The organism is Peribacillus sp. V2I11 (genome assembly GCF_030817135.1).
Lineage (GTDB): Bacteria > Bacillota > Bacilli > Bacillales > DSM-1321 > Peribacillus > Peribacillus simplex.
In genome coordinates, this window is sequence record NZ_JAUSYW010000001.1 from 2,261,506 (window position 1) to 2,287,822 (window position 26,317).

The following is a 26,317-nucleotide window of genomic DNA, read 5'->3' on the forward strand; positions in this document are numbered from 1 at the left end:
ATTGCCCCCCATGAAGAATTAAGCTTTTTTATATTCTAAGTAGATTAAAGATTTTTCATCAGAAATTATATCCGGCTCCACATTCGATTTCTTTAAACCAGGTAGCCAAATGGCCGTTCCCGTTTGATCGATGATGACCGGCCACACATTTCTTTCTAGCATCGGGATCTTTTCATTAATAAAAATATCCTTCAACTTTTTAGTTCCACCTAATCCCTTGACCGCCATCCGTTCGCCTTCATTCCTGGTTCGGACTGTAAGAGGAAACTGAACAGCTGATTCGGGAAGAATAAAAGAGTGATTTCCTCTAAGTACCGGAATTTCTTCTTTTATATAGTGCGCTTTAATCTTATATCCATTCGGAAGAATAGTCTCACCGGGAATTTGTAATTTAAGGGAATATTCATGGCTTTTTTGCCGAAAAAATCTAAAAGTGCAAGTTTGATATGATTTTTCCGCAATAAGGCCCTCCGGAAGATGCAATTCTGCAGATGGTTGAGGATTCAAAAACAAAACTAAAAGTTGGTCAATATGTAATGCCGAAAGCGATGAAGGTCTCTCCAAATAAAGATAGTTTAATATTAGTTGAATCGCCCTTCTTTGTAAAGGTTTAGGCATCGCGAGAACCTTATCAATCTGAATAACCGCTTGTTCCTTATCCTGTTGGATCCAAACCTCTGACATTTTGCTTGAAACCAGGTTCAAGAAAAACTCTTCATCTTCATAAAGCTCTTCACTGAATCGTTGAAAATGCTCATGAACCTTTCTATTTTCTTTCTTTAAAAATGGAAGAACTACATGTCTAAAACGATTTCTTGCATAGACACCCGTTTCATTGCTCGGATCATACCTTGGTTCAATATTATGAAGGCCCGCATATTCGATTATTTGGCTTTTCGTGATTTCAAGAAAAGGCCTGATCAGATTCCCGGTATGGAAACGTCTCTTTATAGGAATGCCTGCTCTTGCCTTACCTGTCGCCCCTCTTGTTAAACGCATGAGCATCGTTTCAATTTGATCATCTCCATGATGCCCCAGGACAAGTGTAGAGGCATGATGCTTATCCATCATTTCTTCATAGAAAGCAAAACGCAACTTTCTTGACGTTATTTGTGAACTTTCCCCCGTCTGCTCCATCCGGGCAGGAACATCGATCCTTTTTCCCTCAAATGCAATGCCCCACCGTTCACATATATGCTCGACATATTTATAATCCTCATAGGATTCTTCACCACGGAACATATGGTCAACACTTGCAACGGTCATCTCGTAATGAAAAAGAGATTGAATTTCCTTAAGGATATGGAGAAGCACCAACGAGTCCGGTCCTCCGGAAACGCCTATTAGCAACTTCGAGTTTTCCTCAATCAATTCGTTTCTATAAATGGTGCTCAGGACTTTTTCCTTTAACATACAATCTTCCTTCTTTATGGACAGGTATTAGTATTATACGATTCAAACATGAAATGGTTTCAACTATTCCATGGCATTCACCTAATAACTATATCATAACAACTGTTCATATATGTAAAGAACATAGAGCATCGATATGATGGCAACCAGCAAGAAAGTTTCAAAAAACCCGCCACTTTTCTTATTTGAATGGTTCTGGGACCTTCTTGCTTGCCTCGTTGAAGGCTGCATTGTTTGTGGCTGACCCGTCGCTGCCTGAATCGGGCCCTTTTTCTTCGAGTGGTTTTGCTTACTTAGCACCGTGACCAAATCCTCCCGCATTTGAAGGGCAGAATCATACTGCCCTTGGAGTGCTTTATCCAACATCTTTCTATATGGGTGCAATTCCTTTTTCTGCTTAATCAAGTCGTTAAGCTGTCTATACCCTTCCCCTTTCTTGTGGAAGCGTCCAGGATAGGCAGAATTGATTATAATCATCGCCACAGCGAACAAGTCATATTGCGGATCGGCCTTTCTTGATCCAAGTCCCCAGTAACCTCTGTCAAAGAACTCGGTGAATTCTTTAACAGATCGCCCAATTAAGGTGGTTCCGCCAACATCCACGCACCGCACCTTATAGGCTGGTGAAGTCACGATCAAATTCTCAGGTTTTAAATCCCCGAACACCCAGCCATTGGTATGCAAGGCAGACAAACTGGTTAAAAGCTGAAGCATTAAGACCCCAATCCAAGATGATCCTTTCTTATCGATGAAACGCAAAAAATCGTGTCCGTGGATATATTCCATGACATAAAATGGGAGCTGTTTTCCTGTTTTCATGAAATCATCCGCTTCCAAAAAGGAAGGTCCAAGGGTAGACCCCTGGACCTTTGAGAAGGATTTTAGTATATTCATCTCCGAAATAATGGACGTCCCATTATCACTGAGCTTTAAAGCATAATGACCATTTTCGCTTTCAACCAAATAGACGATCCCGTTCGCTCCACACCCCAATTCCTTAATTATTTTGTACTGATTTTTATTCCATTTTCCAGTGACCAAACTGCCAGGCAGGAGTTTACATTGATTCCTCAAAGTATTGTTCATCATCATGTGATAACAATCCCCTCAATGAACGTTTTTTATTGAAATATGTTAAAGCTTCACGAATGGCTGGACCTGTCGGAGTGAGTCCCCCTGTACTAAGCTTAGGAAAAGTTGCCGTCAAGGCTTCAAGGTTCGGGGTCCAATCCAGCAACTTTTCAACATCATTTCTTTTCCCAGGAAATACGAATACGGAAAAACGACTGTCACCCATTCTTGCATTCATACTAAGGGAAAGATCTAATAAGGAATCTTTTACTGTAGGCAGTTTATGTTTCATGCTTGCACTGGTATCAACAAGAATCAGCACTTCGAGCTTGCTTGTTTCCCCAAGCTCATCGACCACCTCCATCACTTCCCCTCGTTTATCCGGCGGAAGATCCTCCATCGTTTTTGAATCTCCAAGTATTTGTTGAAGTTCGCGATTGATAACTCCCTGTATAGTTTGAGTCATTGCCTTTTGGGTCACCATTTGGACAGTTTGGGATAACTGCTGGGCATAGACTATTTGACTTACGCCACCTCCTGAACCAGCAATCTTCTCGATTTCCTTAAGACCCTTTTCATCTATCACATCATTTTCCATGACACCTATGACATTGATGGTTATGCCTTGCTCCCTTGCTAATTCAGCCATGGCAGACGGCTCCTCACCATGATTTGAACATCCGTCGGTTATAAGCAAAATCTGTCTTAATGTTCCTGCCTTCATGTTTTGCTCTCCCTTCCTATCAATTTGTTACCATAATTGACTAAAAAGGGGGAAATTATACGCCAAAGACATCGCATCAAGTCATATCATGGAGGGGAGTGATTGAAAAGAGTTCATCTCTTTACCCTTTATCCGTCTTCCATTTCACCACCTCATTTTTGATTTTATTTATTTTATATATATATAAACGGCCCCTACTGGGCCTTTTTGCGTTTTGGAGAAACGGGAATGGATGCCCATTTCGGTGTGTTATGCTTAATTTTCGAAGTCACCACTGTCATGTCATCATCTATGATCCCTTTTGTTCGGATGACTTCTTCCAATATTAAATCAGAGATTTCCTGCGGATCGTCTGTTTCCATTTCCTTGATTTTTCGTTTAAGCCAGAATTCGATATTTTCGACATGTGAGGGGCCATCGAACACTCCATCGCTCATCATGATTAATATGTCCCCAGCCTTCAGCTCTTCTGATACAACATCAACATCGAAATCCTGGATGATTCCCATAGGGAGGTTGCTTGATTCAATTTTTATTATCCTATCCCCCCTTTTAATGAAACTCGGTATCGAACAGATTTTTAAAAACTTAGCCCTTGCGTCCTGAAGATCAATCATTGCCAAATCAAGAGTCGAAAATATTTCATCGGTAGTGCGTAGAGATAATACGGAGTTTACGGATTTAATGGCTATTTTTTCTTCTATTCCCGATTGTAAAAATTTTTGAAGCAGCTTCAATGTCTCTGTACTTTCAAAATGGGCCCCTTTCCCCATTTCCCATTCCATCACTAATGGCTATTGCGAATTTGCCACAACCAATCTCCATGGTCGTATAACTGTCTCCTGATACAAGCCCTCCCCCCTTGGCAGCATGAGCCACACCCGTTTCGACCGTGAATTTTTTCGCTGACCTAAATATCACCTCACATTGCCCGTTTGGATACGTTGCACACTCTTCTGAATGAACGACTATCGTTTCCCCTAAAATGTCAGAAAGCATAGGTGCAATCAACTTTTCACATTCCCCTCTGCCCTGGCAGTATGGGACACTCATCTCTATATCAACATTCCCTTGTTCTAGACTGTATATTTCAACATGACCTATGTGCAGTCCAAAATCCTGGATGGCTTCCAAAATGGATTCTTCATGTACATGATGATTCTTCCTTTCCCTTTGAATTTCTTTCGCAAAATCATCCATTACTGCCGAAACGCCCCGCAGTTGATCCGCCACTAGTTTCCGACTTTCCTTCACCTGCCTTTTTAATTTTTGGTTAGCTTCAAAATAAGTAAGCTCCTGTGATATCGCCCCAATGACCTGAGGCCCGCGACTACAATATTTCCCCCATTCTTTCGAAGTTTTTTGGGGGAGCTGACCATTATTTTCACTTAATTGAAGCATAATTTCCTGCATGCCGTCATAGGTTGTATTAAAGTTCTTGGACCAGCATTGTTCCTTTTTAAAACAAAGCTGGCACGTTTTTTCCGTTACATTACTTAAGAAGTAGTCGAATTCTTTCTCATCTTCCTCCAATCTCCCTCTTTCATCCACTTGGGAAAAGCTATTAGAGAGCGCCTCAAATACATGTGAAAATTGCTCCACCCTTTGAGCGGTGACATCCCTCACTTTTCGGGCATACTGCTGCTGTTCATCAGAATTCTCGACTGTTCCCGGTATATGTTTCGCTATTTTGTTGATTATGGATGACGGTGTCAATAAAAATAGGGCCACAGCTATAAGTGATTCATAAAGGGTCACCATAATATTATTGGTGCCCTCACCATATAAACCGATCAGTAACGTAGCAATCAAGAGGCCTGCGGCAACCCCTATCTTCCTTCCCTCCTTCAACAGACCGCCCAGAAGCCCTGAAAATGCGAGAAGGCTCATTTGATAAAGACTTGCAATACTTGCCAAGGAGAATATCAATCCAGTAACCACACCTACAGTGGAGCCTATGGCGGCCCCTCCCGCCAGCCCGAAGAGGAGGACCAGGTATCGCGAGAATATATGGTCGAGTGATAAATCGTATATCATCCAGCCGATGGTTCCGGTCATCACCGAAGCCAGCAAGATGATAATGCTGACGATTTCCTCCGTCTTTAATGATTGGGACTTTGTCCGAATGGTCAGCATCGGGATGGACTGTATGAAGATTAAGGTTAAAATCATTGCGAGTCCCGCCTCTACTCCTATCATCATCAAGTCGTACAGCTGAATCGTTCGAAATACCAGATATTGCTCGGCCAGGTTGACCAGGAATAGTGAAGCAAAGACGTACATCGACATCGTCTTGAATTGTCCTTCCACGGCGGGCCTCTTGATCTTATGAAATAACAGGAGCAGGAACGCCGATGCAAAGATGACTAAACTATTCGAATAGTGAATGGTCAACCCACCTGCAATCAATCCGAATAAAGCCAGTGGCGCCCTGTCACGTCTCATGAGAAAAACGGCTGCGAAAAACGGAAGTCCAAATGGTGCCAGCTGTGAAAGAATCAATGCCCGTCCTAATAAAAAACCGATAATTGCTAAAGAAATGCCTTTTTTTATGAATATGTCTTCCGTCTTCATTTGCAGCTGTTGGATCCAATTGATGGCCCCTGCCTTCGCTTCTTTTAACTGAACATCTCCAAGAGGTTCCATCATAGGTCTTTCTACTTTTTCCATTTCAACACCCCATTCGTATTAGTGATTTTTATTATATAGAGGGCTTGTCTATTTTTTTGTCAGAATTTTATAAGCGGATAAGAAAAACGTTCGACGAAATTCTTCTTGAACAATCATTTGTATACAGGTTTTTGTGCCTTTTTTTTCATTACAGAAACGGGTGTTCTTTTTTTTTTGAAGAAAAGCAAAGTTTTTAGGTTATTTTTGCGGAAAATAACACGAATAAATAATCAGGAAATGGAAACCGACAATCTTTATTTTTTTTGTTGACATTTTTTCCTCACGAATGTAAGATATAACTTGTGCTTCAGTAGCACTTACCATTATGGCGGCGTAGCTCAGCTGGCTAGAGCGTACGGTTCATACCCGTGAGGTCGGGGGTTCGATCCCCTCTGCCGCTATCTTTTATCATGAAAATCACGGCCCGTTGGTCAAGCGGTTAAGACACCGCCCTTTCACGGCGGTAACACGGGTTCGAATCCCGTACGGGTCATCAAATACCAAAAGCGCCTCTGTACACTTATCTTAAGTAAGTGTACAGAGGCGCTTTTTTTATTGTTGATATTAAAAGAAGACAAGCCGGCAAGCTTGCCTTTATCTACACTATGAATAATTTCACAGGAAAGTTGCTAAACTATTATTTTCAGCAGCAGTTTTATCCGCGTCTTCCTCCTCGACCTCCCCGTTTCGTTTCGGTGCTACGTTTAAGGGTCGTTAAGCGGTCTTCGCTATCTTTTAAGAATTTAGCCATTTTTTGCTCAAAGTTTTCCTTTGGTTGGAAACTATTACCTTTCGAGCGGAAGTCTTTGGAACGGCTGTCATTCCCTCTTCCTTGGCGCGGACGTGGTGTGTATGCAGGTTTTTGCTCACCTTCAGGACGGTCTATCGCTTTTTTTATGGACAAGCCAATCTTGCCATCTTTAACATTGATGACTTTCACCTCAACTGTATCGCCGACTTTTAAATGATCATTGATATCCTTGACATAGTTATCAGCCACTTCACTGATATGGACAAGACCGGTTGAACCTTGAGGTAGCTCTACAAATGCACCAAAATTAGTTATGCCTGTTACTTTACCTTGTAACTTGCTGCCTACTTCGATTGACATAAAAAAAATGTTCCTCCTTAGAAATGTTAAAAAAATCTCTTCACACTATATTATAACGAAAGTAAAAAAACAGTGTCAATATTAGTCACTATCTTCCTTCCCTTTTGGAAGGGTAAAAATGATTTCGCCTTTTTCAGATAAGAAATAATCCCGTCTGGCTATTTTCGCTATATAGTCGTCGTCATTAAGCTTTACGATTTCTTCTTTAAGAAGGGTCTCGTCTTTTTTCAATTCAGCTAACTTTCCCTTCAATTCTTCCTTCTGTTTAACTTTCCCATCCAGTGCAACATTTTGCGTTATGAGGGTGGAAACGGCAAAAATCAAAAAGACAGCGGCGAAAACTGAGTAAAGAGTTAATCTACGCATAAGACCACGCTTCTTTTTTTCTACGGTTTGTACTTTTTTCTCTTGTTGAGCGACGTAGGGATTTTCTATTTTTGCCACTTTCCTTTTACGCAGGCTACTCATTTTTTATCGCTCCTCATTTCTTTTTATTTCTCCATCCATTTATCGTTCTAAATATAGAATTCTTTATTTTCAATAAAATCCCTTTTCCTTTATTATAAAACTTCCCGACGTTTTTCGTAACAAAAACCGGCAATAAATTCCATATATAAGTCAGAATCCATTTTAATGGCCTCCAGAGTATATTCAAAATAAAGAGAAGTATTTTCCCAGCCCATTTTAATAATGCTAAAACGAACTTACCTATCCCAATGATGATGGCTATTACAGATACTATTACCCATTTTATCGGTAGAAATATCAGCATGTGAACCGAATCCGTTATAAATCTCGCCAACTTTATCACAAGTATTATCAAAATCTCTAATAAACGTTGATAGAAACCTTTGAAAAGTGCTTGATAAGCTGAAAAACCGCATAATAAGGCCAAAAATAAATAGAGGCGAAACTCTCCCTCATTCACTAAAAACAAAACATAAAAAATAAGGAGACCCTGAATGATCCAGAAAAGGAAGTCATGGATGAATACAATCCACCTTTTCCTTTCTGAACGATTCAGGAACCGGCTATACGTATCCAGGGCAGCTCCAAAGCCACTGCCCATGCCTATCATCGCAAGCAACGTATAAAATTGGATCGTTAAGGTCATTTGAACAACTTGCCAAAGAAGCCTTTAGCTTTCTCCCCTGATTGCTCATCTAAATAAACAAGGTCGAAAATCTTTCCCTTAATGGAAACGATGCCTTTATCAACGTCTAAATTCTTCATTTGCAAGTTTTGGCCCCGGATAGATAAGAATCCCATTGACGTTTCGAGCAGAAACTCTTCATTATCAAAACTTTCAACTTGTTTGACACCGGTAATATCAAGTAAACGGCGGCCTTTCATCGTTACATCATGCTCTTGGGTCGTTCCTTTTGTGTAACCAGCATTCGGATCAATATATTGGCTCATTTTTTCATCCCTCACAGTACCACTGATTTTGTACAAGTGTATGTCCGTAAGAGTGGAATTAGAACCAAGCCTGTCCTTACTCCTCCGCTAGCTTTTCTTCCTTTACGATGGTATACATATCTGCAGCCGCTTCTTTTTTCGTCGTTTCTTGAATTTTATCGACACGTACCGTAACCAGCTTTTGTCCGAACCTTACAGTCAACTCATCGCCATCTTTCACATTCGAACTTGCTTTGGCCTGTTGTCCGTTAATCGTGATTCTCCCTTTATCCGCAACCTCTTTCGCAAGTGTGCGGCGCTTGATCAACCTTGAAACCTTTAGGAATTTATCCAATCTCATCGACATTCAAATCTCTCCCTTAATTAAAGTCCTTTAGCTTTGGCTTCATCCCAATATGAATCCAGTTCTTCCAATGTATAATCCTCAAACTTTTTGTCTGCCCTTTGAACGCACTCTTCTATATATGTAAAACGCTGGTGGAATTTCTGGTTTGCTTTGTAGACGGCTTCTTCCGCTTGTATGTCATAATAACGTGAAATGTTGACAAGCGCAAAAAAGAGGTCGCCCAGCTCTGATTTTATTCTTTCGACATCCCTGTTCGGGCTTACTATTTCCTCTTCCAATTCCTGCACTTCTTCCCTGACTTTTTTCCAGGCTTCGGAAACCTCATCCCAATCAAATCCGACCTTCGCAGCCCTTTTTTGATACTCTTCGGCCCGAAGTAAGTTTGGCAGCGATTTCTCAATACCATCCAGTATGGATTTCAGAGCTTTTGTTTCGCTCCCTTTTTCATCTTCTTTGATTTTCTGCCAGTTCACTAATACATCTTCTTCGCCGTTCACTTCAACATTTCCGAATACATGAGGGTGGCGTCGAATCATTTTCGCCGTAATGCCTTCAATCACATCATCAATCGTGAACATGCCCTCATCTTCACCGATTTGTGAATGAAGCATCACCTGAAGCAGGACATCCCCAAGTTCACCAACCATGCCCTCATCGTCCTCTTCATCGATGGAATCAATCAGCTCGTACGCCTCTTCTATTAGATATTTCTTCAAGCTTTCATGAGTTTGTTTCTTATCCCAAGGACATCCGTCAGGACCTCTAAGTTCTGCGATGATCTGCCGTAGCTTAGAAAACTCCCGATACTGTAACGCTTCTTCTTTAACAGGCGGGACATAAACACTCGTCAAGTTACTTAACTCCATCTGACGGTCCAGCTCGAACAGAGCACATTTTGTCACTTTTTCCTGACTGCTGCCTGCCGCTGTAACGATATATACCTCGTAGTCATCCGGAAGTTTTTCCATTAAAGTCAACTTCACATTGGATGCGCTGAATGCATCATACACCTGCCCGATTATCATATGCTGGGTAATGTGCAAATCATCCGGTGAAAGATCTGTTCCATCCAAAAGCTGGAACCCTTCAATCGGATCGATTTTAACAGCCTGAAACAAGGGATCAAGGAAACTTTGCCCGCCTTCCAGCTTAATGGCTATTCCAATAGCCGGACCCTTTTCGAGCAAAAGCTGAACCGTTTTTTCCGCAACCATAGGATGCCCCGGAACTGCGTATAGAACGGAACGCTTTGAAGCCTCTTGTAATAATGTTCCGGAAATTTCTTCATATACCGCTTCAAACTGGTCGTGCTTTTCATATATTCCGTCAAACGCCGTGAAATTGATTCCTTCCTTTTTCAAATCTACGATTACCGGATGATCGATCGTTCTGACGAAGCATTGTTCTGTTTGTATCAATTTTTTATAAATCCCTAGCGGAAGCTGATCTAAATCCCCTGCACCAAGGCCTATTATCGTAATCTCATTCATGATTTCGTATACTCCTATTCGTTATTATAAATCGTTTAAGCTTTGAACCTGCGGGTATAAGCGAAAGTTCTTCCTCACCAAATAAGCCTGCACGAAGGGTGGTCATCACAAAAACGGCTGCACCGATCCCTACACCGATCAAAGCTTGGATCGTAGCTAACAGCCGGCTCTCGCCTGAAAACATCAATTCGAATAAGCCATTGAATAAAACAACTGCCGTACCCATGTTAAACCGTACTCTTCAAGATTATTAACACGTGCTTCTTTTCAATTAATGTCTTTTTAATATGTACTCTCAAAACCAAATAAAATAATACAGTCATGATCATAAATGCAAGAACTGTTGCCGAGGCTGCTCCCGCGATTTTGTAATGGGGCACCAGAACAAGGTTTAAAGCCCACTTGCTGCCCACCCCCACAATCGTAATGATCACCGGTACGAACGAATAGCCTAAACTTTGAATCACTGCTGCTTCTGCCATTATGAGGGATGTGAATAAAATCGATAAAGAGAAAATCGCTAAAGTAATTGTCCCTTTGGCATCCGTGAACAGCATATGATTGACAGGCTTCATCGTCACCACCAGCCCGATCGCAGCAGCGAGTCCTATCGTCGCACTTACACGAAGCGCCAATTTAATCTTATTCAATAATTCAAGTTCACTTTTCCTCTGAACGAATCCGGATATTACAGGTACAAGCGCCAATGCAAAGGAATTGGCCACGACTGTACCTAGCTGAAGCAACGGCTGTCCTCGGTCATATACCCCTTTCCATTCTTTGGCTTCCCTTTCCCCCATCCCCGTTTCCCTTAGCAGGGAATACAGGTGCAGTGAATCGACAAACTGAAACAAGATAAGGATCAAGCCAGTTATGCAAAAGGCCAAACCTTGGAAAATCAGGACCTTGGAAATTTTGATGAAATTTAACGGTTTGATTCTCACTCGTAAAAAAAGCTTCCATTCTTCTCTTAAAATAACGAAAGCAATAAGCAGTACCAGGCCAGTTATGCCGCCGGTAATCGAACCGAAGACTGCCCCCTTGCCGACCATATAAGGAGAGTACCCTAGATACACGAATATTGTGGAAAGCACAAGTATCGTCAATACACGGATGCATTGTTCAGCGACCTGCGAACCTGCCGTCGGTAACATGTCGTTTATTCCTTGAAAGTAGCCTCTTAAAACAGATGAAATCGGCATTAATAAATAGGAATAGGCAACGATTCTCAGCAGACCGGCTAAATGCGGATCCTTCATCCATCCTGCAATCCAATCAGCGGCAAGGAATAGTGCAGCAAACATCATGATTCCTATCGAACTTAAGACGACGAATGATGTCACTAAAATGTCCTTGACCGCAAAGTTATTTTTGGAAGATTCCCGTTCTGCAATAAGTTTGGATATGACTACCGGAAAGCCAAGTGTTGATAATGTAAAAGCAACACCGTAGAAGGGATAAACCTGTTGATAGATATAAAACCCGATGTCACCCGCAATGTTCTGATAAGGTATGCGATAGGCCGCACTCAATACTTTTACGATAATCGCTGCTGCGCTTAAAATCAGCGCACCCCGAAAAAGTTCATTTGATGATTTATAAGGCTTTTCAGCCATTCTTTTTCCCCTTTTCACTCATATGTGGTAGTTATTATAGCATAATTCCAATGGTTATTTTTCAATTCCAGCCATACTGTTAATCATTTTCCATATTCACCTCGAAGAATATTCTCCCCCTCTTTATGTCTGCCCCATCCGGTTAACCTTTTGGAAAGAGCAAAAAGGACAGCGCGATTGCTGCCCTTTCCATCTTTAAAAATATAATGGCATGTCCAAGGTTACTGTTCCATTTGTCTAGCTAGGAAACTTGCTGCTGTTTCAACCGATTTCTGTTCCACTTCACCAATGGTACTATCTTTAGAGAAAATCAAGACGGCACCAATCGGGTCGCCACTCGCAATGATCGGAGCTGCAGTATAAGATTGAACCTCTTCATCATTGGAATCAACGAATGAAATTTGTCCGTTCGGAGACTCCAAGACAGGATTTCTTTCTTCCATGATTTTTTCCACTAGTTCACTCACGCTTTTATTTAAGTATTCTTTTTTTGAGCCGCCTGCCACTGCAATGTAAGTATCCCTGTCACAAATCATAACTGGGTTTCCAAGACTATCATAAAGTGCTTCTGCATATTCCCTTGCAAAATCGCCTAATTCACTAATAGGAGAGTATTTCTTTAGAATGACTTCTCCATCTCTATCCACAAATATTTCCAGTGGATCTCCTTCACGAATACGGAGGGTCCTGCGAATTTCTTTCGGGATGACGACTCTTCCTAAATCATCAATTCGGCGAACGATACCAGTTGCTTTCATCTAATGTTGCCTCACTTTCATCTAATTGATTTGATAAATCCTCATTTTGTAGCAAAATCATCACCAGCTATTGTACTTAGTATTTTTCTAATGGTAAGTTCTATGCACTTTGAAAAAATTTTTCTTTTTGTTGCATTTTTTTACCATGGTACCTAAAAAAATTCTTCAAGAGGACAATCATTCAATTCAGTTTTTTGTGGCTTGCGTCTCTTTTTTTACATACCGTAAACCCTTGGCCATCTCAAATAGAATATTAAGCCATTTGCTTTGTTCTACGCCTTTTATGTGCAGGACCAGTTTCATTCGATTGCCGTCCATGCCGAAGCCCACCATACGGCCATACTTCGACCCCAGCTCGAACACCTTTTGTCCATCCACATTGCTGCTGACCTTTTCCCTAAGGATAATGCTGATTTCCTGCTTTAATTGTTTAATGCTTTCAATTCCGGCCATTACAGCATATACCTTCATTTCGGCAATCATGAATAAATAGGAAACTTCTTCTGGATATTCACCGAAACGATCGATCATTTCATCCTGTAATTCTTCCACTTCTTCAAGCGAAGCAATCCCTCTGAACCTTTTATACATTTCTATTTTCTGATGTCCATCCATTATATAGGCATCAGGGATATAAGCATCCACTTCAACGTCAATTTCCAGGGTGTTCTTTTCTTCGGCTGGTTGGTCATTACGTTTCGCATCTACCGCTTCTTTCAACATTTGTGAATACAGATCAAAGCCAACTGAATCGATGAAGCCATGTTGTTGAGCCCCTAGAATGTTTCCAGCTCCCCTGATGGATAAATCACGCATCGCGATTTTGAACCCTGAACCCAATTCAGTAAATTCCTTAATGGATTGGAGACGTTTTTCTGCCACTTCCGTCAACACTTTATCTTTCCTATAAGTGAAGAATGCATATGCCACCCGATTGGATCGCCCCACACGGCCACGCAGCTGATAGAGCTGTGAAAGTCCCATTCTATCCGCTTCATTCACTATAAGCGTATTGACATTCGGGATATCAACACCCGTCTCTATAATGGTTGTACTTACCAAAACATCATATTCGCCTTCTAAAAAGCCGAACATGACGGCTTCCAGTTCTTGCTCTGACATTTGCCCATGAGCATAGGTGACACGGGCATCGGGCACCAGCATGGAAATTTCTTCTGCTTTTCTTGCTATATCCTCTACCCGATTGTAAAGGAAATAAACCTGACCACCCCTGGCCAATTCCCGTTCTATCGCTTCCGTTACCAACGAGCCATTATACTCCATGACATAAGTTTGGATCGGGAATCGGTTCTCAGGCGGTGTTTCGATGACGGACAGATCCCTCACGCCCAACATGGACATATGAAGAGTCCTCGGAATCGGCGTCGCAGTCAAAGTCAGTACATCCACATTAGTTTTTAACCGTTTGATCTTTTCCTTATGTGTAACGCCAAAGCGCTGTTCCTCATCAATGATAAGCAACCCCAAATCGCGGTACACGATATCTTTGGATAAAATCCTATGCGTGCCAACCACAATATCCACCGTGCCGGCCTTCAATCCTTTAATCGTCTCCGTTTGCTGTTTTTTAGTCCGGAAACGGCTCATAAGACCAATCGAAATGGGATAATCCTGAAAACGCTCCCTTAATGTTTCATAATGCTGCTGGGCGAGGATTGTGGTCGGAACAAGAAATGCAACTTGCTTGCCATCCATTATGGCTTTAAAAGCGGCCCTGATGGCCACCTCTGTCTTCCCATAACCAACATCCCCACATAATAAACGATCCATCGGCCGTTCCCGTTCCATATCCTTTTTGATTTCGACTATGGAACGTAATTGATCTTCCGTTTCGTTATAAGCGAATGATGTTTCGAATTCTCTCTGCATATCACCATCAGGTGAAAAGGCATAGCCCTTAGCCGCTTCCCTTTCTGCATATAACTTGATTAAATCATCGGCAATGTTCTCAACGGATGATTGAACCTTACTTTTGACACGTTTCCATTCCGTTCCGCCTAGCTTATAAAGCTTCGGTTCTTTCCCTTCAGAACCGACATATTTTTGGACAAGATCAATTTGGTCGACAGGAACATACAATTTGTCATCCGCTTGATAACGTATATTCAGGTAATCTTTATGGACCCCATTTATCGTAAGGGTTTCAATACCCAAGTATTTACCGATTCCGTGATTAACATGAACGACATAGTCACCGATCTTCAGTTCGGAATAACTCTTGATTCGCTCCGCATTCGATAGTTTCTGTCTCCGTACTGATTTCTTTGATTTCTTATTAAACAATTCCGTTTCCGTAATGATACTGAATTTTTGCATAGGTAATTCAAAGCCGCTATTCAGACTGCCGCGTAAAATCTGTACTTTACCTGGAAGAATGCTGTTCGCATTAAACAGTTCTGCTGCCTCTATATCATAATCGGCTAAAACTGAATGCAGTTTTTTTACCCGTTCTTCATCCTGTCCAAGTATGACGACTGTATATTTCCCTTTTTTCCAACGTTCCAGTTCAGCTTTGAACACATTCATCTGTCCGTGGAAATTCTGCATTTGTTTACTGGCAAAATTCAGGATATTCTGAGGATTCGTATGCGGTACATGCCGTAAAAACAATGAAAGGTATACAAACGGCCTGCTGGATTTCATTATTAATTCCTGCATGGGGTGAGCCAATTTTATGTCATGGATAATTTGTCCCTGACTTAAAAGATCCGTGTACCACCCAGCCTCTTCCTTTTCCAAAGAATCATTGATTTCCTGGATTCTACTGATTTCATCTAAGAAAACCAAACCATTTACCGGTAAATAATCTATTAAACTAGCTGGATCTTCATACGCTAAACTTAAGTATTTAAAGATTTTGTCGGGTTTATTCCCCATTTTCAACTGTTCAAGTTCATAACTGACCGTTTGAACCAGCTGTTCCTTGGTTTTCTCATCTTTAAGTTTCTTCAAACTTTTACTTAATCCGCTCTCGAGCCTTGTTATGATTCTTTCAATATGCTCCGTCTCTAGCAAAGCCTCACTGACAGGACCAATCGTCACTTTCTTGAGTTTCTCGATGGATCGCTGATCTTCGCTTGAAAAAGTCCTTATTGAATCTATTTCGGTATCGAATAATTCAATTCGTATTGGATTAGGTTCGGTGATCGGATAAATATCGATGATACCGCCCCTGATACTGAACTCACCTGGAGAAGCAACCATTTCAGACCGGCTATAACCCATGGCAATGAATTTATTAAGCGTTGGTTCAAGTTCGATGTCTTCCCCTAAATTAAACGCGAGCTGATGCCTCTTCCAAATATCCTTTGGAGGAAGCACACGACGCACCCCGGGAATTGGCGCAATGACAATCCCTTTCTTTCCCTCCGCCCAAAAGTTCAATGCCTCTACACGTTGGGCCCTTAATTCCGGGCTGGCTACACTCAAATCAGCTGCAATCAATTCATTGGCTGGATATATATATAATTCTTCCTCGGGTATGAAACTGGATAAGTCCTCATGGAATTTTTGTGCTTGCAATAAATTATGGGTAACTAATAAAATAGGCCTATTCGTCTTTTCATATACGGAAGCCAGCAATAGTGATCTCGAGGAACCTGTCAGACCAGAGACGATTTGCTCCTTAAGTCCTTCATCGATGCCGGCTATTAACGAATGAACATCATCTTGTTTGGAGAACAAGTTCTGCAATCCATTCATTTTCTTTCCCCCCTCTCTTTAACGTGCGAAAACCATTTGAAATCCTTTTATTTGAACTTGGCCATTTTACCAAGCGTCCTCTTTATTAACGGAAAATTTATCTGCCCTGGCATTCCAGACAAACGGAAAAATGCTTTGGATTTTGTCCAAAGCCCTCTCCCGCTAATGAATAATATAATCGTTTTCATATAAATCAGGGTTTCTTTGCAGCGATTCATGGCAATCTTCACATATCGCCCTTACATGCATATCCCCTTCAGAATCATAAACGATCATCTCTTGTCGCTCTTCATCGGTAAGTTGATTAAAACCCAACTGCTCCGTACTCAGTGAGTGTGCCTCGATTGAGCCCAGCTTAGTTCCGCAATGTCGGCATCGATAATGGAGAGCCATTTGGTAACCCCCTATTTTAGTAATAGTGTTAGTATGTACAAAAGTAGAGGGATTTTATTCAGCGAAACAGGAAGATATTATTCTTTACTTATATCTACTCTCTGCTTATTGGTTATATTCGTTCATGACCTGTATAAATGGTTTTTCAATCCAGGCTTCACAAGAAGCTGCGCTTTTTTCGATCGTTGCCCCGACATGATCCCATTCTTCAGGCGAAAAACGCCCTAATACATAATCGGATACCGGAATACGGCCAATCGGGCGGCCAATGCCTATTCTGATTCGATTGAATTCTTGCGTACCCAAATGGGCAATTGAAGATTTTATCCCATTATGACCGCCTGCACTTCCTTTTTGACGAAGGCGAAGCTTCCCTGGAGGCAAATCAAGGTCATCATATATAATGACCACATCCGCGATATCCACTTTAAAGAAATGCATGACAGCCGAAATGGATTCTCCTGACAAATTCATGTAGGTTAAGGGTTTAAGCAATAAAACCTTTTCTCCCTTTACCATTCCCGTACCATATATTCCCTTATGTTTTGCTTGATCAAGTGGAATCGACCATCTTTTGGATAACTCATCTATTACTTCAAATCCGACGTTATGCCGAGTTTTTTCATATTGTTTACCTGGGTTCCCTAACCCTACAATAATTTTCATGATTCACACTCCGTCACTACGGTTATTTAGGGAGTTACGCTGGGACGAAGTTTTTCCAAGATCATTGACCTTAGAAAAATAGTACCCTAATTTCAAGCTGGCCTGCAAGCGTCCGGAGAACTAATTAGGAAAAATCCTAATTAAAGGAATCCAATACGAAAAAAATGGTCCGGTTTAAATTGATGCATCCAGAGATTGAAAAGACGTAACTCGTTAAGAGCTACGTCTATTATATCACGATTCACTTGTTTAATCCCGGCATCATGACTCTGGTGATGCCTTGGTTTCCCTGCCTTCTTCATTTTCAGGGATACCGCCATCTTGCTGTTCACCCGTACTTATTTCTTCTTCCTGACGAGGAGCCAAAACAGATGCAACGACTTCTTCACCATCGTTGTCGATTGTAACTTGCTTATTCGTTTGGATATCGGATATGTAGATTGTATCCCCTACCTGAAGTTCGGTAACGTCAACATCGATGGAGTCAGGAATGTCATTAGGTTTAGCCGTAACCGTCACTTCATGAAGGGACTGCTGAAGGACCCCGCCGTCTTTCACGCCTTTAGAAACACCGACAAGGTTAACGCGAACTTGTGCCTGTAATTGAGCGGACATATCTACAATTAAAAAGTCTGCATGATAAATGGAGTTCTTTATTGGATCCTTTTGATAGTCAGAGAGCATGACTTTATAACTCGTGCCTTCCAAGTCCAAAGAAATGATTCCATTACGGCCTATTTCCTTGATTGTCTTTTGAAGCTCGATATTATTGACTGAAATGGCCGTACTGTCATTTTTATTGCCATATACTATCGCAGGGATTTCGCCATTTTCTCTTAAATTCCTTAAATTAGAGTGTTTTGAATCCGTACGTTCTTTTGCAGCTAATATATTACTCATACATCCTCCGCCTTCCTAAATATTATTACAAGTTTCTCTATATTTAACATTTCCCTAAATGGCGAATCATTAAACATGAAAGGTAAAATCCAAAGGGAGCAAAAAGAGGATAAACATATGGTAAACATAGGAATTCGCCGCAAAATCTTTTTTCATTCTTTTTTTCTAATTCAAGCGTGAATCGCTTTGTTTTCGATTTCCCCCTCAACTTGCATCACTCGGTTAAGGATTTGAGCTGCTAGTGATGAATATTGAATACTATCCTTTTTCCGTGGTCTCGGCAGATTGATTTCCTTATTCATGACGACTTTGCCTTCTTCGATTAATATGACACGGTCGGCAAGCATTACGGCTTCTTCAACATCATGTGTTACAAGTAAGGCAGTAAAGTCCCTTTTCCTCCATAGTTCTTCAATCAGCCTTTGCATGCCAATTCTCGTCAAAGCATCCAATGCCCCTAATGGCTCATCCAAGAGGAGAATGTCAGGTTGGTTCACCAATGCCCTGGCTAATGCAACCCTTTGTTTTTGCCCCCCAGATAAAACGGAGGGCCAATCATTTGCTCGATCTGCAAGGCCCACTTGCTCCAGTAATTCCATAGCATTTGGCTTCCAATCCCCTTTCAAGCCTACACCAATATTTTCAAGGGTTTTTTTCCAAGGAAAAAGCCTTCCATCCTGAAACATCGTACGTGACGATTTATTTAATCCATTCAATGGCTTTCCATTCACCAGTATCTGCCCGCCCGTCGGCATTTCCAGTCCTGCCACAAGACGAAGCAAGGTGCTCTTTCCACATCCACTCTTACCGACAATGGCTACAAATTCCCCTTTTTTAAATGTGAGGTCCATCCCCTTTAATACTTCAAACTCCCCAAAATCCTTTCTTACACCCTGTAACTCCAACGAATTTCCATTTTTCATATTAATGACCTCCTCATTGATATGATGGATGCCACTTTAAGCATCTTTTTTCAATTACTTTGGCCGCAACGTCCGATATTTTTCCCAATAAGGCATATAAGAGAATACTGAGAACAACAATATCCATCCTCATGAATTCCCGGGCATTCATGGCCATATATCCTATTCCGGAATTAGCGGATATTGTTTCTGCGACAATTAATGTGACCCACATGATTCCAAGGGAAAAGCGGATACCCACCAAAATGGACGGAAAGGCTGCAGGGAGGATCACATTCCAAAATAAAGAAAAACCACTTAACCCATAAACCCTTGCCGCCTCAATTAATTCCTTATCAACCGATTTCACTCCATGAAATGTATTTAAATAGATAGGAAATAGAACCCCTAAGGCGACAAGGAAAATTTTCGCTTCTTCTTCTATACCAAACCATAGAATCACCAGTGGTATTAAAGCTAAATGCGGAATGTTACGCAACATCTGAAGCGATGTATCGAACAAGCTTTCAGCAATGGATGATAATCCATTTAACAACCCTAGTACAAAACCAATAATCCCGCCGATTAAAAAGCCGATGAAGGCACGCTGGGCACTGATGCCGATATAATCTATAAGTTCCCCTGTTTTCAATAAAGCGACGCCAGCTTGAAAGACTTCAGTCGGGGCAGGCAATATCCGTTCCGACAGAATCCCCCACAAAGACAGCAGCTGCCAAGTTACCAAAAGGAGAATGGGCACAAGCCATGATATGAGGTAGAACCTATTGAACTTTTTGTTTAACTTTTTCTGCATCTTCAATTTCACTTCCTTTTGTAGGGTAGTGGTCATTCGCCAGAATTTCCCCGAATGGACTCGTCGCTTTCGAAACGGGAACTTGCAGCTGTTCGACAGGGAGTAAAGGGAATAATAGTTCCGCAACACGGTACGCTTCTTCCAGGTGAGGGTACCCAGATAAAACAAAGGATTCTATTCCGATTTCTTCATATTCCTTCATTCTGGCGGCAACATTTTCTGCACTTCCGACTAGTGCCGTACCGGCACCCCCGCGCACAAGACCTACACCTGCCCATAGGTTAGGGCTGATTTCGAGTGAATCCCTGTTTCCGTTATGGAGTTGCGACATCCTCTTCTGTCCCACTGAATCAAACCGTTCAAAAATCTTTTGTGAATTTTCAATCATTTCGTCATCCACATATTTAATGAGTTCCTCCGCCGCCTGCCAAGCTTCTTCTTCCGTTTCTCTTACAATGACATGCATGCGAATGCCAAATCTGACTTCACGTCCATACTCTTCTGCTTTTTTACGTACCTTTTCAATTTTTTCAGCCACTTGCACCGGCGGCTCACCCCAAGTCAAGTAGACATCAATATGCTTTCCCGATATATCGATGGCTGGATCGGATGAACCTCCAAAATAGAGCGGTGGGTACGGTTTTTGTACAGGGGGCAACAGAATACTTGCACCTTCAACCTTTAAGTGCTCCCCTTCAAAGTCCACTCTATCACCAGATATTTCCTTTCTCCAGATATCGAGAAATTCATCTGTTTGCCCATAGCGTTCCTTATGATTCAGAAATACGCCATCACCCGCCAATTCGACTGGGTCCCCTCCAGTTACTACATTGATCAAGAGACGGCCATTCGACAACCGGTCAAAGCTTGAAGCCATACGCGCAGCTAAGGTTGGCGACATTAAACCTGGACGAATCGCTACTAAAAATTTCATTCTTTCCGTTGCAGAAATCAATGAAGAACCCACTACCCAAGCATCCTCACAAGACCGTCCTGTTGGAAGCAAAGCCCCTTCAAAACCCAAATGATCGACTGCCTGTGCTATTTGTTTTAAATAAGGAAGCGTGATCGCCCTCCCTCCCTTTGTCGATCCTAAATAGCGACTTTCCCCGTGTGATGGTAAAAACCAAAAAACTTTCATTTTTATTTCCCCCTTAATTTTTTTTAACATCTGCAGATGCATCCAGAACATTAATCTTGCTTGGAATTAATTTAAGATTAAAAAATGTATCGGCAATCTTTTGTTGATCATCCAAAACCGTACTGGAAATCTCCTCAAGTCCATATTCTTTTCTTTTTAATGTTTTTTCCAATGCCTCAACACTCATTCCAATTTCCGGAGATAAAAAATCAGCGACGTCCCTTGGGTTTTCTTCAATCCATTTATCAACTTTTATCAGTTCTTCTTTGATAATCTTCAAAGCCTCTTCGTTCTCGGCAAATGAATCAGTTGCCAAAAAGAATTCACGATTCGCCACTAGTCCTTCTCCATCCTGAATCGTTTTCGTTTTAAGTTCCAATTCCGCCGCTGATAAAAATGGATCCCATATTACCCAGGCATCGATTTGGTTCCCTTCAAAAGCAGCCCTTGCATCAGCCGGCGGCAAGTAGACGGGCTGAATGTCATCAAGAGTAAGACCTGCTTCCTCTAACGCTTTGACCAATAGGTAATGAACATTTGAACCTTTATTCAAGCCAACCTTCTTACCTTTTAAATCTTTCACATTTTTAATGGGTGAATCCTTTTGCACGACTATAGCCTCTCCCGAAGGGTTTGCCGGCTGATTGGCAATATAGACAAGCGGAGCATTGGCTGCCTGTGCAAATATCGGTGGCGCCTCCCCTGTGTGCCCAAAATCAATGCTGCCGACATTCAAGGCTTCAAGCAGTTGAGGTCCTGCAGGGAATTCAGTCCAATCGACCGTATACCCCACTTCTTTTAAATGGCTTTCCAGCTCCCCTTTTGATTTTAAAATATTTAATGTCCCGAATTTTTGATAACCGATTCGGATGGTCTTATCCGATTCTTTTGCATCAGCACTTGTGGAACTGTTCTTTTCATGCCCGCATGCACTTACTATCAGCATGAAGATGCTGAAGATGGACAGCAGCCATATCTTTCGTTTTTTCTTCATATTCTGCACACCCTTCTTAAACTATTTATATAAAAATAAAAGGCTCCTTTTCTTCACCAATAGGACAATAGGGCAAAAGATGCCTAATGTTCAATGGTAAGTGAAAAGGAGCCTTCGGTAGTCCGATCGGCGTTAACCAATATGCACTTGCGTTAGTACAGGTTTTCATTCCATGAATATGAATTGAATTTGTATAGCCATTTTATTATTAGTATTCATATCTGTCAACTGAGAATTTAATATTTTTTGAAAATTCCAAACCAAAACACGGCGAGCCCGAAGGCCCGCCGTGTTTTGGTTAATTTTGTTATCAATCGAATAAATGTGCTGACTGATTGTTCCTCATGCACACGAATAATTGCCTCTGCAATTAAAGGTGCTACAGAAAGTCCAGTGATTTTATCGATTTTCTTATCTTCAGATAGGGCAATCGAGTTAGTCACGACCAATTCCTTGATCGTTGAATTTTGAATCCTTTCGATGGCAGGACCTGAAAGGACTGGGTGTGTACAACAAGCATACACTGCTTTAGCACCATTCTCCACAAGGGCATTGGCCGCTAGTGTAATAGTGCCTGCAGTATCGATGATGTCATCAATCAGTATTGCTGTCTTCCCTTCAATATTACCAATGATGTTCATGACTTCAGCCACGTTCGGTCTTGGGCGGCGCTTATCGATAATGGCAATCGGTGCTTTTAGGCGATCGGCCATTTTACGGGCACGTGTTACACCACCATGATCTGGGGAAACGATGACGATATCACTTAAATCTTTTTCCTTGAAGAAATCAGCTAAAATTGGAACAGCAACAAGGTGATCGATCAGAATATCGAAGAAACCTTGAATTTGTGGTGCGTGAAGATCTAATGTGATAACACGGTGGGCACCAGCCGTTTCTAAAAGATTTGCGACAAGTTTAGCTGTAATTGGTTCACGCGCACGCGCTTTACGATCTTGTCGGGCATAACCGTAATATGGCATTACAATATTGATCGTTTTAGCTGAAGCACGTTTAAGAGCATCGATCATAATTAAAAGTTCCATTAAATTTTCATTGACTGGTTGGCTTGTTGATTGGATTACGTAAACGTCACAGCCACGAATACTTTCTTCAATATTAATCTGAACTTCACCGTCACTGAAACTTGTTACGCTACATTTTCCAAGTTCAACACCGATTGCAGCAGCAATTTCCTGAGCTAAATCGAAGTTTGAATTTAAAGAGAATACTTTTAAATTAGGATCTAAATACTGATTTGACATGATGACCTCCGTCGGTTATTTATTAAATTTCAAATTCTTGACATAATCTTCTTTGTTAACTTGACGAGCCCGGGCAACGGACAGGGCTTCCTGCGGTACATCTTGCGTGATGGTTGACCCAGCAGCTACATATGCCCCTTCTCCCACCGTCACGGGTGCAACCAGATTAGAATTGCAGCCTATGAAGACATTGTCTTCAATCTTCGTCAAATGTTTATTTTTCCCGTCGTAATTCACGGTAATAGATCCGCAGCCTATATTAACATTCTCCCCAACCTCTGCATCTCCAATATAACTCAAGTGAGAGGCCTTGCTTCCTTCGCCAAAAACGGTCTTTTTAATTTCGACAAAATTACCGATCTTAACGGAATCCTTAATATCTGATTGAGGTCTAACATGTGCGAATGGGCCGATTTTAACAAAGCTTCCAATACTGCTTTCGTGTACAACCGATTGGAGGACTTCCGTTCCATCACCAATTTCACAATTACTGATTTCCGTATTCGGGCCAATCAAGCAATCCTGCCCGATAATGCTTTTACCTTTAATGAATGACCCAGGGTTAATGACTGTATCCTGTCCGATTTGCACATCCGCTTCAATGAACGTAGTAAGCGGATCGATGATCGTTACACCATTCCTCATATGCATTTCATTGATGCGTTTCCGTAAAATTCGCTCCGCCTGCGATAAAGCCACCCGGTCATTTACACCCAATGTCTCCTCGAAATCACTGGATTGGAAGGCCGTCACCACTTCGCCTTCCTCTTTTAAGATTTCAATAACATCCGGTAAGTAATATTCTCCCTGGACATTTTCATTTGAAACTTTTTTCAGCGCGCTAAATAATGCTTGGTTATCGAAGCAATATGTACCGGTATTTATTTCCTTAACATATCTTTCTTCATCAGTGGCATCCTTATGCTCGACGATTTTTTCTACAAGACCGCCTTCACCGCGAAGGACCCTTCCATAACCAGCAGGGTTATCTGCATATGCTGTTAAGATTGTTGCTTTCGCCTGACTTTGCTCATGCAATGCTATAAGCTCTTTCATCGTTTCCGCTTTAATCAGAGGCGTATCACCGCAAATAACAAGGGTCGTTCCACTTTTTACGGATAAAACGCTTTCCGCTTGCATTACAGCATGTGCCGTACCTAATTGCTGTTCTTGTAAGGCATACTTGCATGAATCACCAAGTTGTTCTTGTACTTTTTCAGCTCCATGGCCGATGACTGTTACAATATCTTCTATTTGAAGTTGATTGACTTGATCGATAACATGTTGTACCATTGGTTTCCCGCAAACAGGGTGTAAAACCTTATAAAGCTTAGATTTCATCCTAGTACCTTGCCCAGCGGCCAATATTATTGCATAGCGATTACTCATAACAGGCCTCCATTTTCACCTTTTTATCCACTAAAAATATTATCTCAAATAGTGATTCTTTTCAAGGTAACAATTAAAAGTACATATAATTGTCAACTGTTTAGGTGAAAAAAGTTCGATTTCCGACAGGCTTACAAGTGTTATTATTGGACCCTTTAGCATTATTTTAAATCATGGTCGATGTCATTTTCATTAACAGCTTAATACAGAAACCATGTCTCCTCCCCTTTATAACACCAGACACCCCCATTATCCCAAAACACTGCCATGATCGCGCCATGCCCTATGTACAAGCCATTCAGGAGTACTTCCCCCTCTGTTAAATCCCATTCCGAAGTCAGTTTACCGGTTCATTTCATCTTTAGCACATTAGTTGGGATGGAGTAAGTGGTATCCCCTTAATCCCACAGGAATTTCAATATCAGGATGAACAAAAAGGTTTAAAAAATAAAAAGGACGGGTACTTAAACTTTTGAAGATAACAACGTAGGTTTAACAATTTATTAAAGCAAATGTCTGTATGATGAGTGGATCAGTTCTAAACTTATCTGTTTTTGAATAAATAAAAAAGAGCACTACTTATGAAGTAGGCTCTAGATGCATGAATTATAAATTTAAAGTTTAAAAGTAAGGTTATTTTAAGAAGCACCTGCTCCAGCTTCCTCTAGTTCGGTTTCAAGTTCTCCCAATCGATGATATTCTGTCAAGACAGCTTCTTGAATTTTCCCGCGTGTCGAGGAATTGATTGGATGAGCGATATCCCGGAATTCTCCATCTGGAGTTCGTTTACTTGGCATTGCTACAAATAAACCATTGTTTCCGTCGATCACACGAATATCATGAACCACAAATTCATTATCCAGTGTAATTGATGCGATAGCTCTCATACGACCATCCGTATTCACACGGCGTAATCTTACGTCAGTTACTTCCATTTAAGCTCACCATCCCTTTTTGTTGTTGTTAAAACTTAAAGTACATATTCAACAAAAAAACGTGAACTCCTTCTATTATCTGTAATTTTTTTAGAAAATTCAGCCTAGTTTTCAAAAATACTAAAAATCACCCTTATATTACAGGAAAATTCCCCATTACGAATTCCCTTTAAAAAAATGAAAAAACGCCCGTTTATTTAACGAGCGCTACCACTTCTATTTCCACTAGTGCATCTTTAGGAAGCCGAGCAACCTCTACACAAGAGCGAGCAGGTTTGTGACCAGAAAAATATTCTGCGTATATTTCATTAATCGAACCGAAATCGTCCATACTTTTAATGAATACTGTAGCCTTAATGACAGTTTCCAGTGAAGCCCCAGCTTCTTTCAATACAGCTTGGAGATTCTTAAAGACCTGGTGCGTTTGTTCCTTGACATTCCCTGTTACCATTTCACCAGAAGCAGTAAGTGGGATCTGTCCTGAACTGAAAAATAACTTATCCACGATCACGCCTTGTGAATATGGTCCGATCGCTGCCGGTGCTTCATCCGTATGTATCGTTTTCATGAAATGATT

23 protein-coding genes, 2 tRNA genes and 2 pseudogenes are annotated in these 26,317 nt (G+C 41.3%); 2 read left to right on the forward strand and 25 right to left on the reverse strand.

The window, feature by feature from the left end; genetic code table 11:
* Positions 1-18: 18 nt before the first annotated feature.
* The 4 genes and pseudogenes from tilS to spoIIE form a co-directional block, all read right to left on the reverse strand.
* Complete coding sequence (tilS, locus tag QFZ73_RS10900; protein WP_307265945.1) at positions 19-1,413, reverse strand: tRNA lysidine(34) synthetase TilS; 1,395 nt, start codon at positions 1,411-1,413, stop codon at positions 19-21.
* A 93-nt stretch (positions 1,414-1,506) separates the two neighbouring features.
* Positions 1,507-2,505, reverse strand: coding sequence for a protein kinase domain-containing protein (locus QFZ73_RS10905; RefSeq protein WP_307265947.1), 999 nt, complete (start codon positions 2,503-2,505; stop codon positions 1,507-1,509).
* Positions 2,471-3,208 (reverse strand): VWA domain-containing protein, encoded by a 738-nt coding sequence (locus QFZ73_RS10910; RefSeq protein WP_063235926.1) that lies wholly within the window; start codon positions 3,206-3,208, stop codon positions 2,471-2,473. Before QFZ73_RS10910 ends, QFZ73_RS10905 begins: the two co-directional genes overlap by 35 nt.
* A gap of 194 nt (positions 3,209-3,402) precedes the next feature.
* Positions 3,403-5,878: pseudogene (gene spoIIE / locus QFZ73_RS10915) on the reverse strand (stage II sporulation protein E).
* Between the two features lie 327 nt (positions 5,879-6,205).
* Between spoIIE and QFZ73_RS10920 the strand changes: the two are divergent.
* Positions 6,206-6,279: transfer RNA gene (locus tag QFZ73_RS10920), tRNA-Met, on the forward strand.
* Positions 6,280-6,299: 20 nt separating this feature from the next.
* Positions 6,300-6,371 (forward strand) — tRNA-Glu (locus tag QFZ73_RS10925).
* 162 nt (positions 6,372-6,533) lie between these two features.
* On the opposite strand, the gene QFZ73_RS10930 is transcribed toward QFZ73_RS10925, so the two are convergent.
* From QFZ73_RS10930 to QFZ73_RS11030, 21 genes and pseudogenes are all read right to left on the reverse strand, one after another.
* Positions 6,534-6,989, reverse strand: a complete 456-nt coding sequence (locus QFZ73_RS10930) for a S1 domain-containing RNA-binding protein (RefSeq protein WP_063235924.1) — start codon at positions 6,987-6,989, stop codon at positions 6,534-6,536.
* An 81-nt stretch (positions 6,990-7,070) separates the two neighbouring features.
* Positions 7,071-7,457, reverse strand: coding sequence for an FtsB family cell division protein (locus QFZ73_RS10935; protein WP_307265949.1), 387 nt, complete (start codon positions 7,455-7,457; stop codon positions 7,071-7,073).
* Positions 7,458-7,470: 13 nt separating this feature from the next.
* Positions 7,471-8,103 carry a spore cortex biosynthesis protein YabQ gene (gene yabQ, locus QFZ73_RS10940; protein ID WP_251436659.1) on the reverse strand — a complete coding sequence of 211 codons (633 nt, stop codon included), beginning with the start codon at positions 8,101-8,103 and terminating at the stop codon, positions 7,471-7,473.
* Positions 8,100-8,408, reverse strand: a complete 309-nt coding sequence (gene yabP / locus QFZ73_RS10945) for a sporulation protein YabP (RefSeq protein ID WP_034316308.1) — start codon at positions 8,406-8,408, stop codon at positions 8,100-8,102. Before yabP ends, yabQ begins: the two co-directional genes overlap by 4 nt.
* 76 nt (positions 8,409-8,484) lie before the next feature.
* Positions 8,485-8,748 (reverse strand): RNA-binding S4 domain-containing protein, encoded by a 264-nt coding sequence (locus QFZ73_RS10950; protein ID WP_034316386.1) that lies wholly within the window; start codon positions 8,746-8,748, stop codon positions 8,485-8,487.
* 23 nt (positions 8,749-8,771) lie between these two features.
* Positions 8,772-10,244, reverse strand: coding sequence for a bifunctional methyltransferase/pyrophosphohydrolase YabN (yabN, locus tag QFZ73_RS10955; RefSeq protein WP_307265953.1), 1,473 nt, complete (start codon positions 10,242-10,244; stop codon positions 8,772-8,774).
* Positions 10,237-10,470, reverse strand: coding sequence for a hypothetical protein (locus tag QFZ73_RS10960; RefSeq protein ID WP_307265955.1), 234 nt, complete (start codon positions 10,468-10,470; stop codon positions 10,237-10,239). Before QFZ73_RS10960 ends, yabN begins: the two co-directional genes overlap by 8 nt.
* Before the next feature lies 1 nt (position 10,471).
* On the reverse strand, positions 10,472-11,860 hold the full coding sequence (locus tag QFZ73_RS10965) for a polysaccharide biosynthesis protein (protein ID WP_307265957.1): 1,389 nt from the start codon (positions 11,858-11,860) through the stop codon (positions 10,472-10,474).
* 221 nt (positions 11,861-12,081) lie between these two features.
* On the reverse strand, positions 12,082-12,618 hold the full coding sequence (spoVT, locus tag QFZ73_RS10970) for a stage V sporulation protein T (RefSeq protein WP_063235918.1): 537 nt from the start codon (positions 12,616-12,618) through the stop codon (positions 12,082-12,084).
* A gap of 186 nt (positions 12,619-12,804) precedes the next feature.
* Positions 12,805-16,341 (reverse strand): transcription-repair coupling factor, encoded by a 3,537-nt coding sequence (mfd, locus tag QFZ73_RS10975; protein ID WP_307265959.1) that lies wholly within the window; start codon positions 16,339-16,341, stop codon positions 12,805-12,807.
* Positions 16,342-16,503: 162 nt separating this feature from the next.
* Positions 16,504-16,734, reverse strand: a complete 231-nt coding sequence (gene fin / locus QFZ73_RS10980; RefSeq protein ID WP_034316319.1) for an anti-sigma-F factor Fin — start codon at positions 16,732-16,734, stop codon at positions 16,504-16,506.
* A 105-nt stretch (positions 16,735-16,839) separates the two neighbouring features.
* On the reverse strand, positions 16,840-17,400 hold the full coding sequence (gene pth, locus QFZ73_RS10985; RefSeq protein WP_251436672.1) for an aminoacyl-tRNA hydrolase: 561 nt from the start codon (positions 17,398-17,400) through the stop codon (positions 16,840-16,842).
* A gap of 261 nt (positions 17,401-17,661) precedes the next feature.
* Positions 17,662-18,300, reverse strand: a complete 639-nt coding sequence (locus tag QFZ73_RS10990; protein WP_251436674.1) for a 50S ribosomal protein L25/general stress protein Ctc — start codon at positions 18,298-18,300, stop codon at positions 17,662-17,664.
* A gap of 170 nt (positions 18,301-18,470) precedes the next feature.
* Entirely contained in the window at positions 18,471-19,223 is a 753-nt protein-coding gene (locus QFZ73_RS10995) for an ATP-binding cassette domain-containing protein (protein ID WP_251436677.1), read from the reverse strand.
* A gap of 13 nt (positions 19,224-19,236) precedes the next feature.
* The gene (gene ssuC, locus QFZ73_RS11000; RefSeq protein WP_307265963.1) at positions 19,237-20,016 is read right to left on the reverse strand and encodes an aliphatic sulfonate ABC transporter permease SsuC; all 780 of its coding nucleotides are present in this window, start codon (positions 20,014-20,016) and stop codon (positions 19,237-19,239) included.
* Positions 19,985-21,157: an FMNH2-dependent alkanesulfonate monooxygenase gene (ssuD, locus tag QFZ73_RS11005; protein WP_307265965.1), complete on the reverse strand. Its 1,173-nt coding sequence runs from the start codon at positions 21,155-21,157 to the stop codon at positions 19,985-19,987. Before ssuD ends, ssuC begins: the two co-directional genes overlap by 32 nt.
* 13 nt (positions 21,158-21,170) lie before the next feature.
* A complete protein-coding gene (locus QFZ73_RS11010; protein ID WP_251436686.1) occupies positions 21,171-22,151 on the reverse strand; it encodes a sulfonate ABC transporter substrate-binding protein in 981 nt (326 codons plus the stop codon).
* 326 nt (positions 22,152-22,477) lie between these two features.
* Positions 22,478-23,416: pseudogene (locus QFZ73_RS11015) on the reverse strand (ribose-phosphate diphosphokinase); the annotation flags it as partial.
* A 15-nt stretch (positions 23,417-23,431) separates the two neighbouring features.
* Positions 23,432-24,805 (reverse strand): bifunctional UDP-N-acetylglucosamine diphosphorylase/glucosamine-1-phosphate N-acetyltransferase GlmU, encoded by a 1,374-nt coding sequence (gene glmU, locus QFZ73_RS11020; protein WP_307265969.1) that lies wholly within the window; start codon positions 24,803-24,805, stop codon positions 23,432-23,434.
* A gap of 638 nt (positions 24,806-25,443) precedes the next feature.
* Complete coding sequence (gene spoVG / locus QFZ73_RS11025) at positions 25,444-25,740, reverse strand: septation regulator SpoVG (RefSeq protein ID WP_034316332.1); 297 nt, start codon at positions 25,738-25,740, stop codon at positions 25,444-25,446.
* Between the two features lie 193 nt (positions 25,741-25,933).
* Complete coding sequence (locus QFZ73_RS11030; protein ID WP_251436691.1) at positions 25,934-26,308, reverse strand: RidA family protein; 375 nt, start codon at positions 26,306-26,308, stop codon at positions 25,934-25,936.
* Between the last annotated feature and the right edge of the window lie 9 nt (positions 26,309-26,317).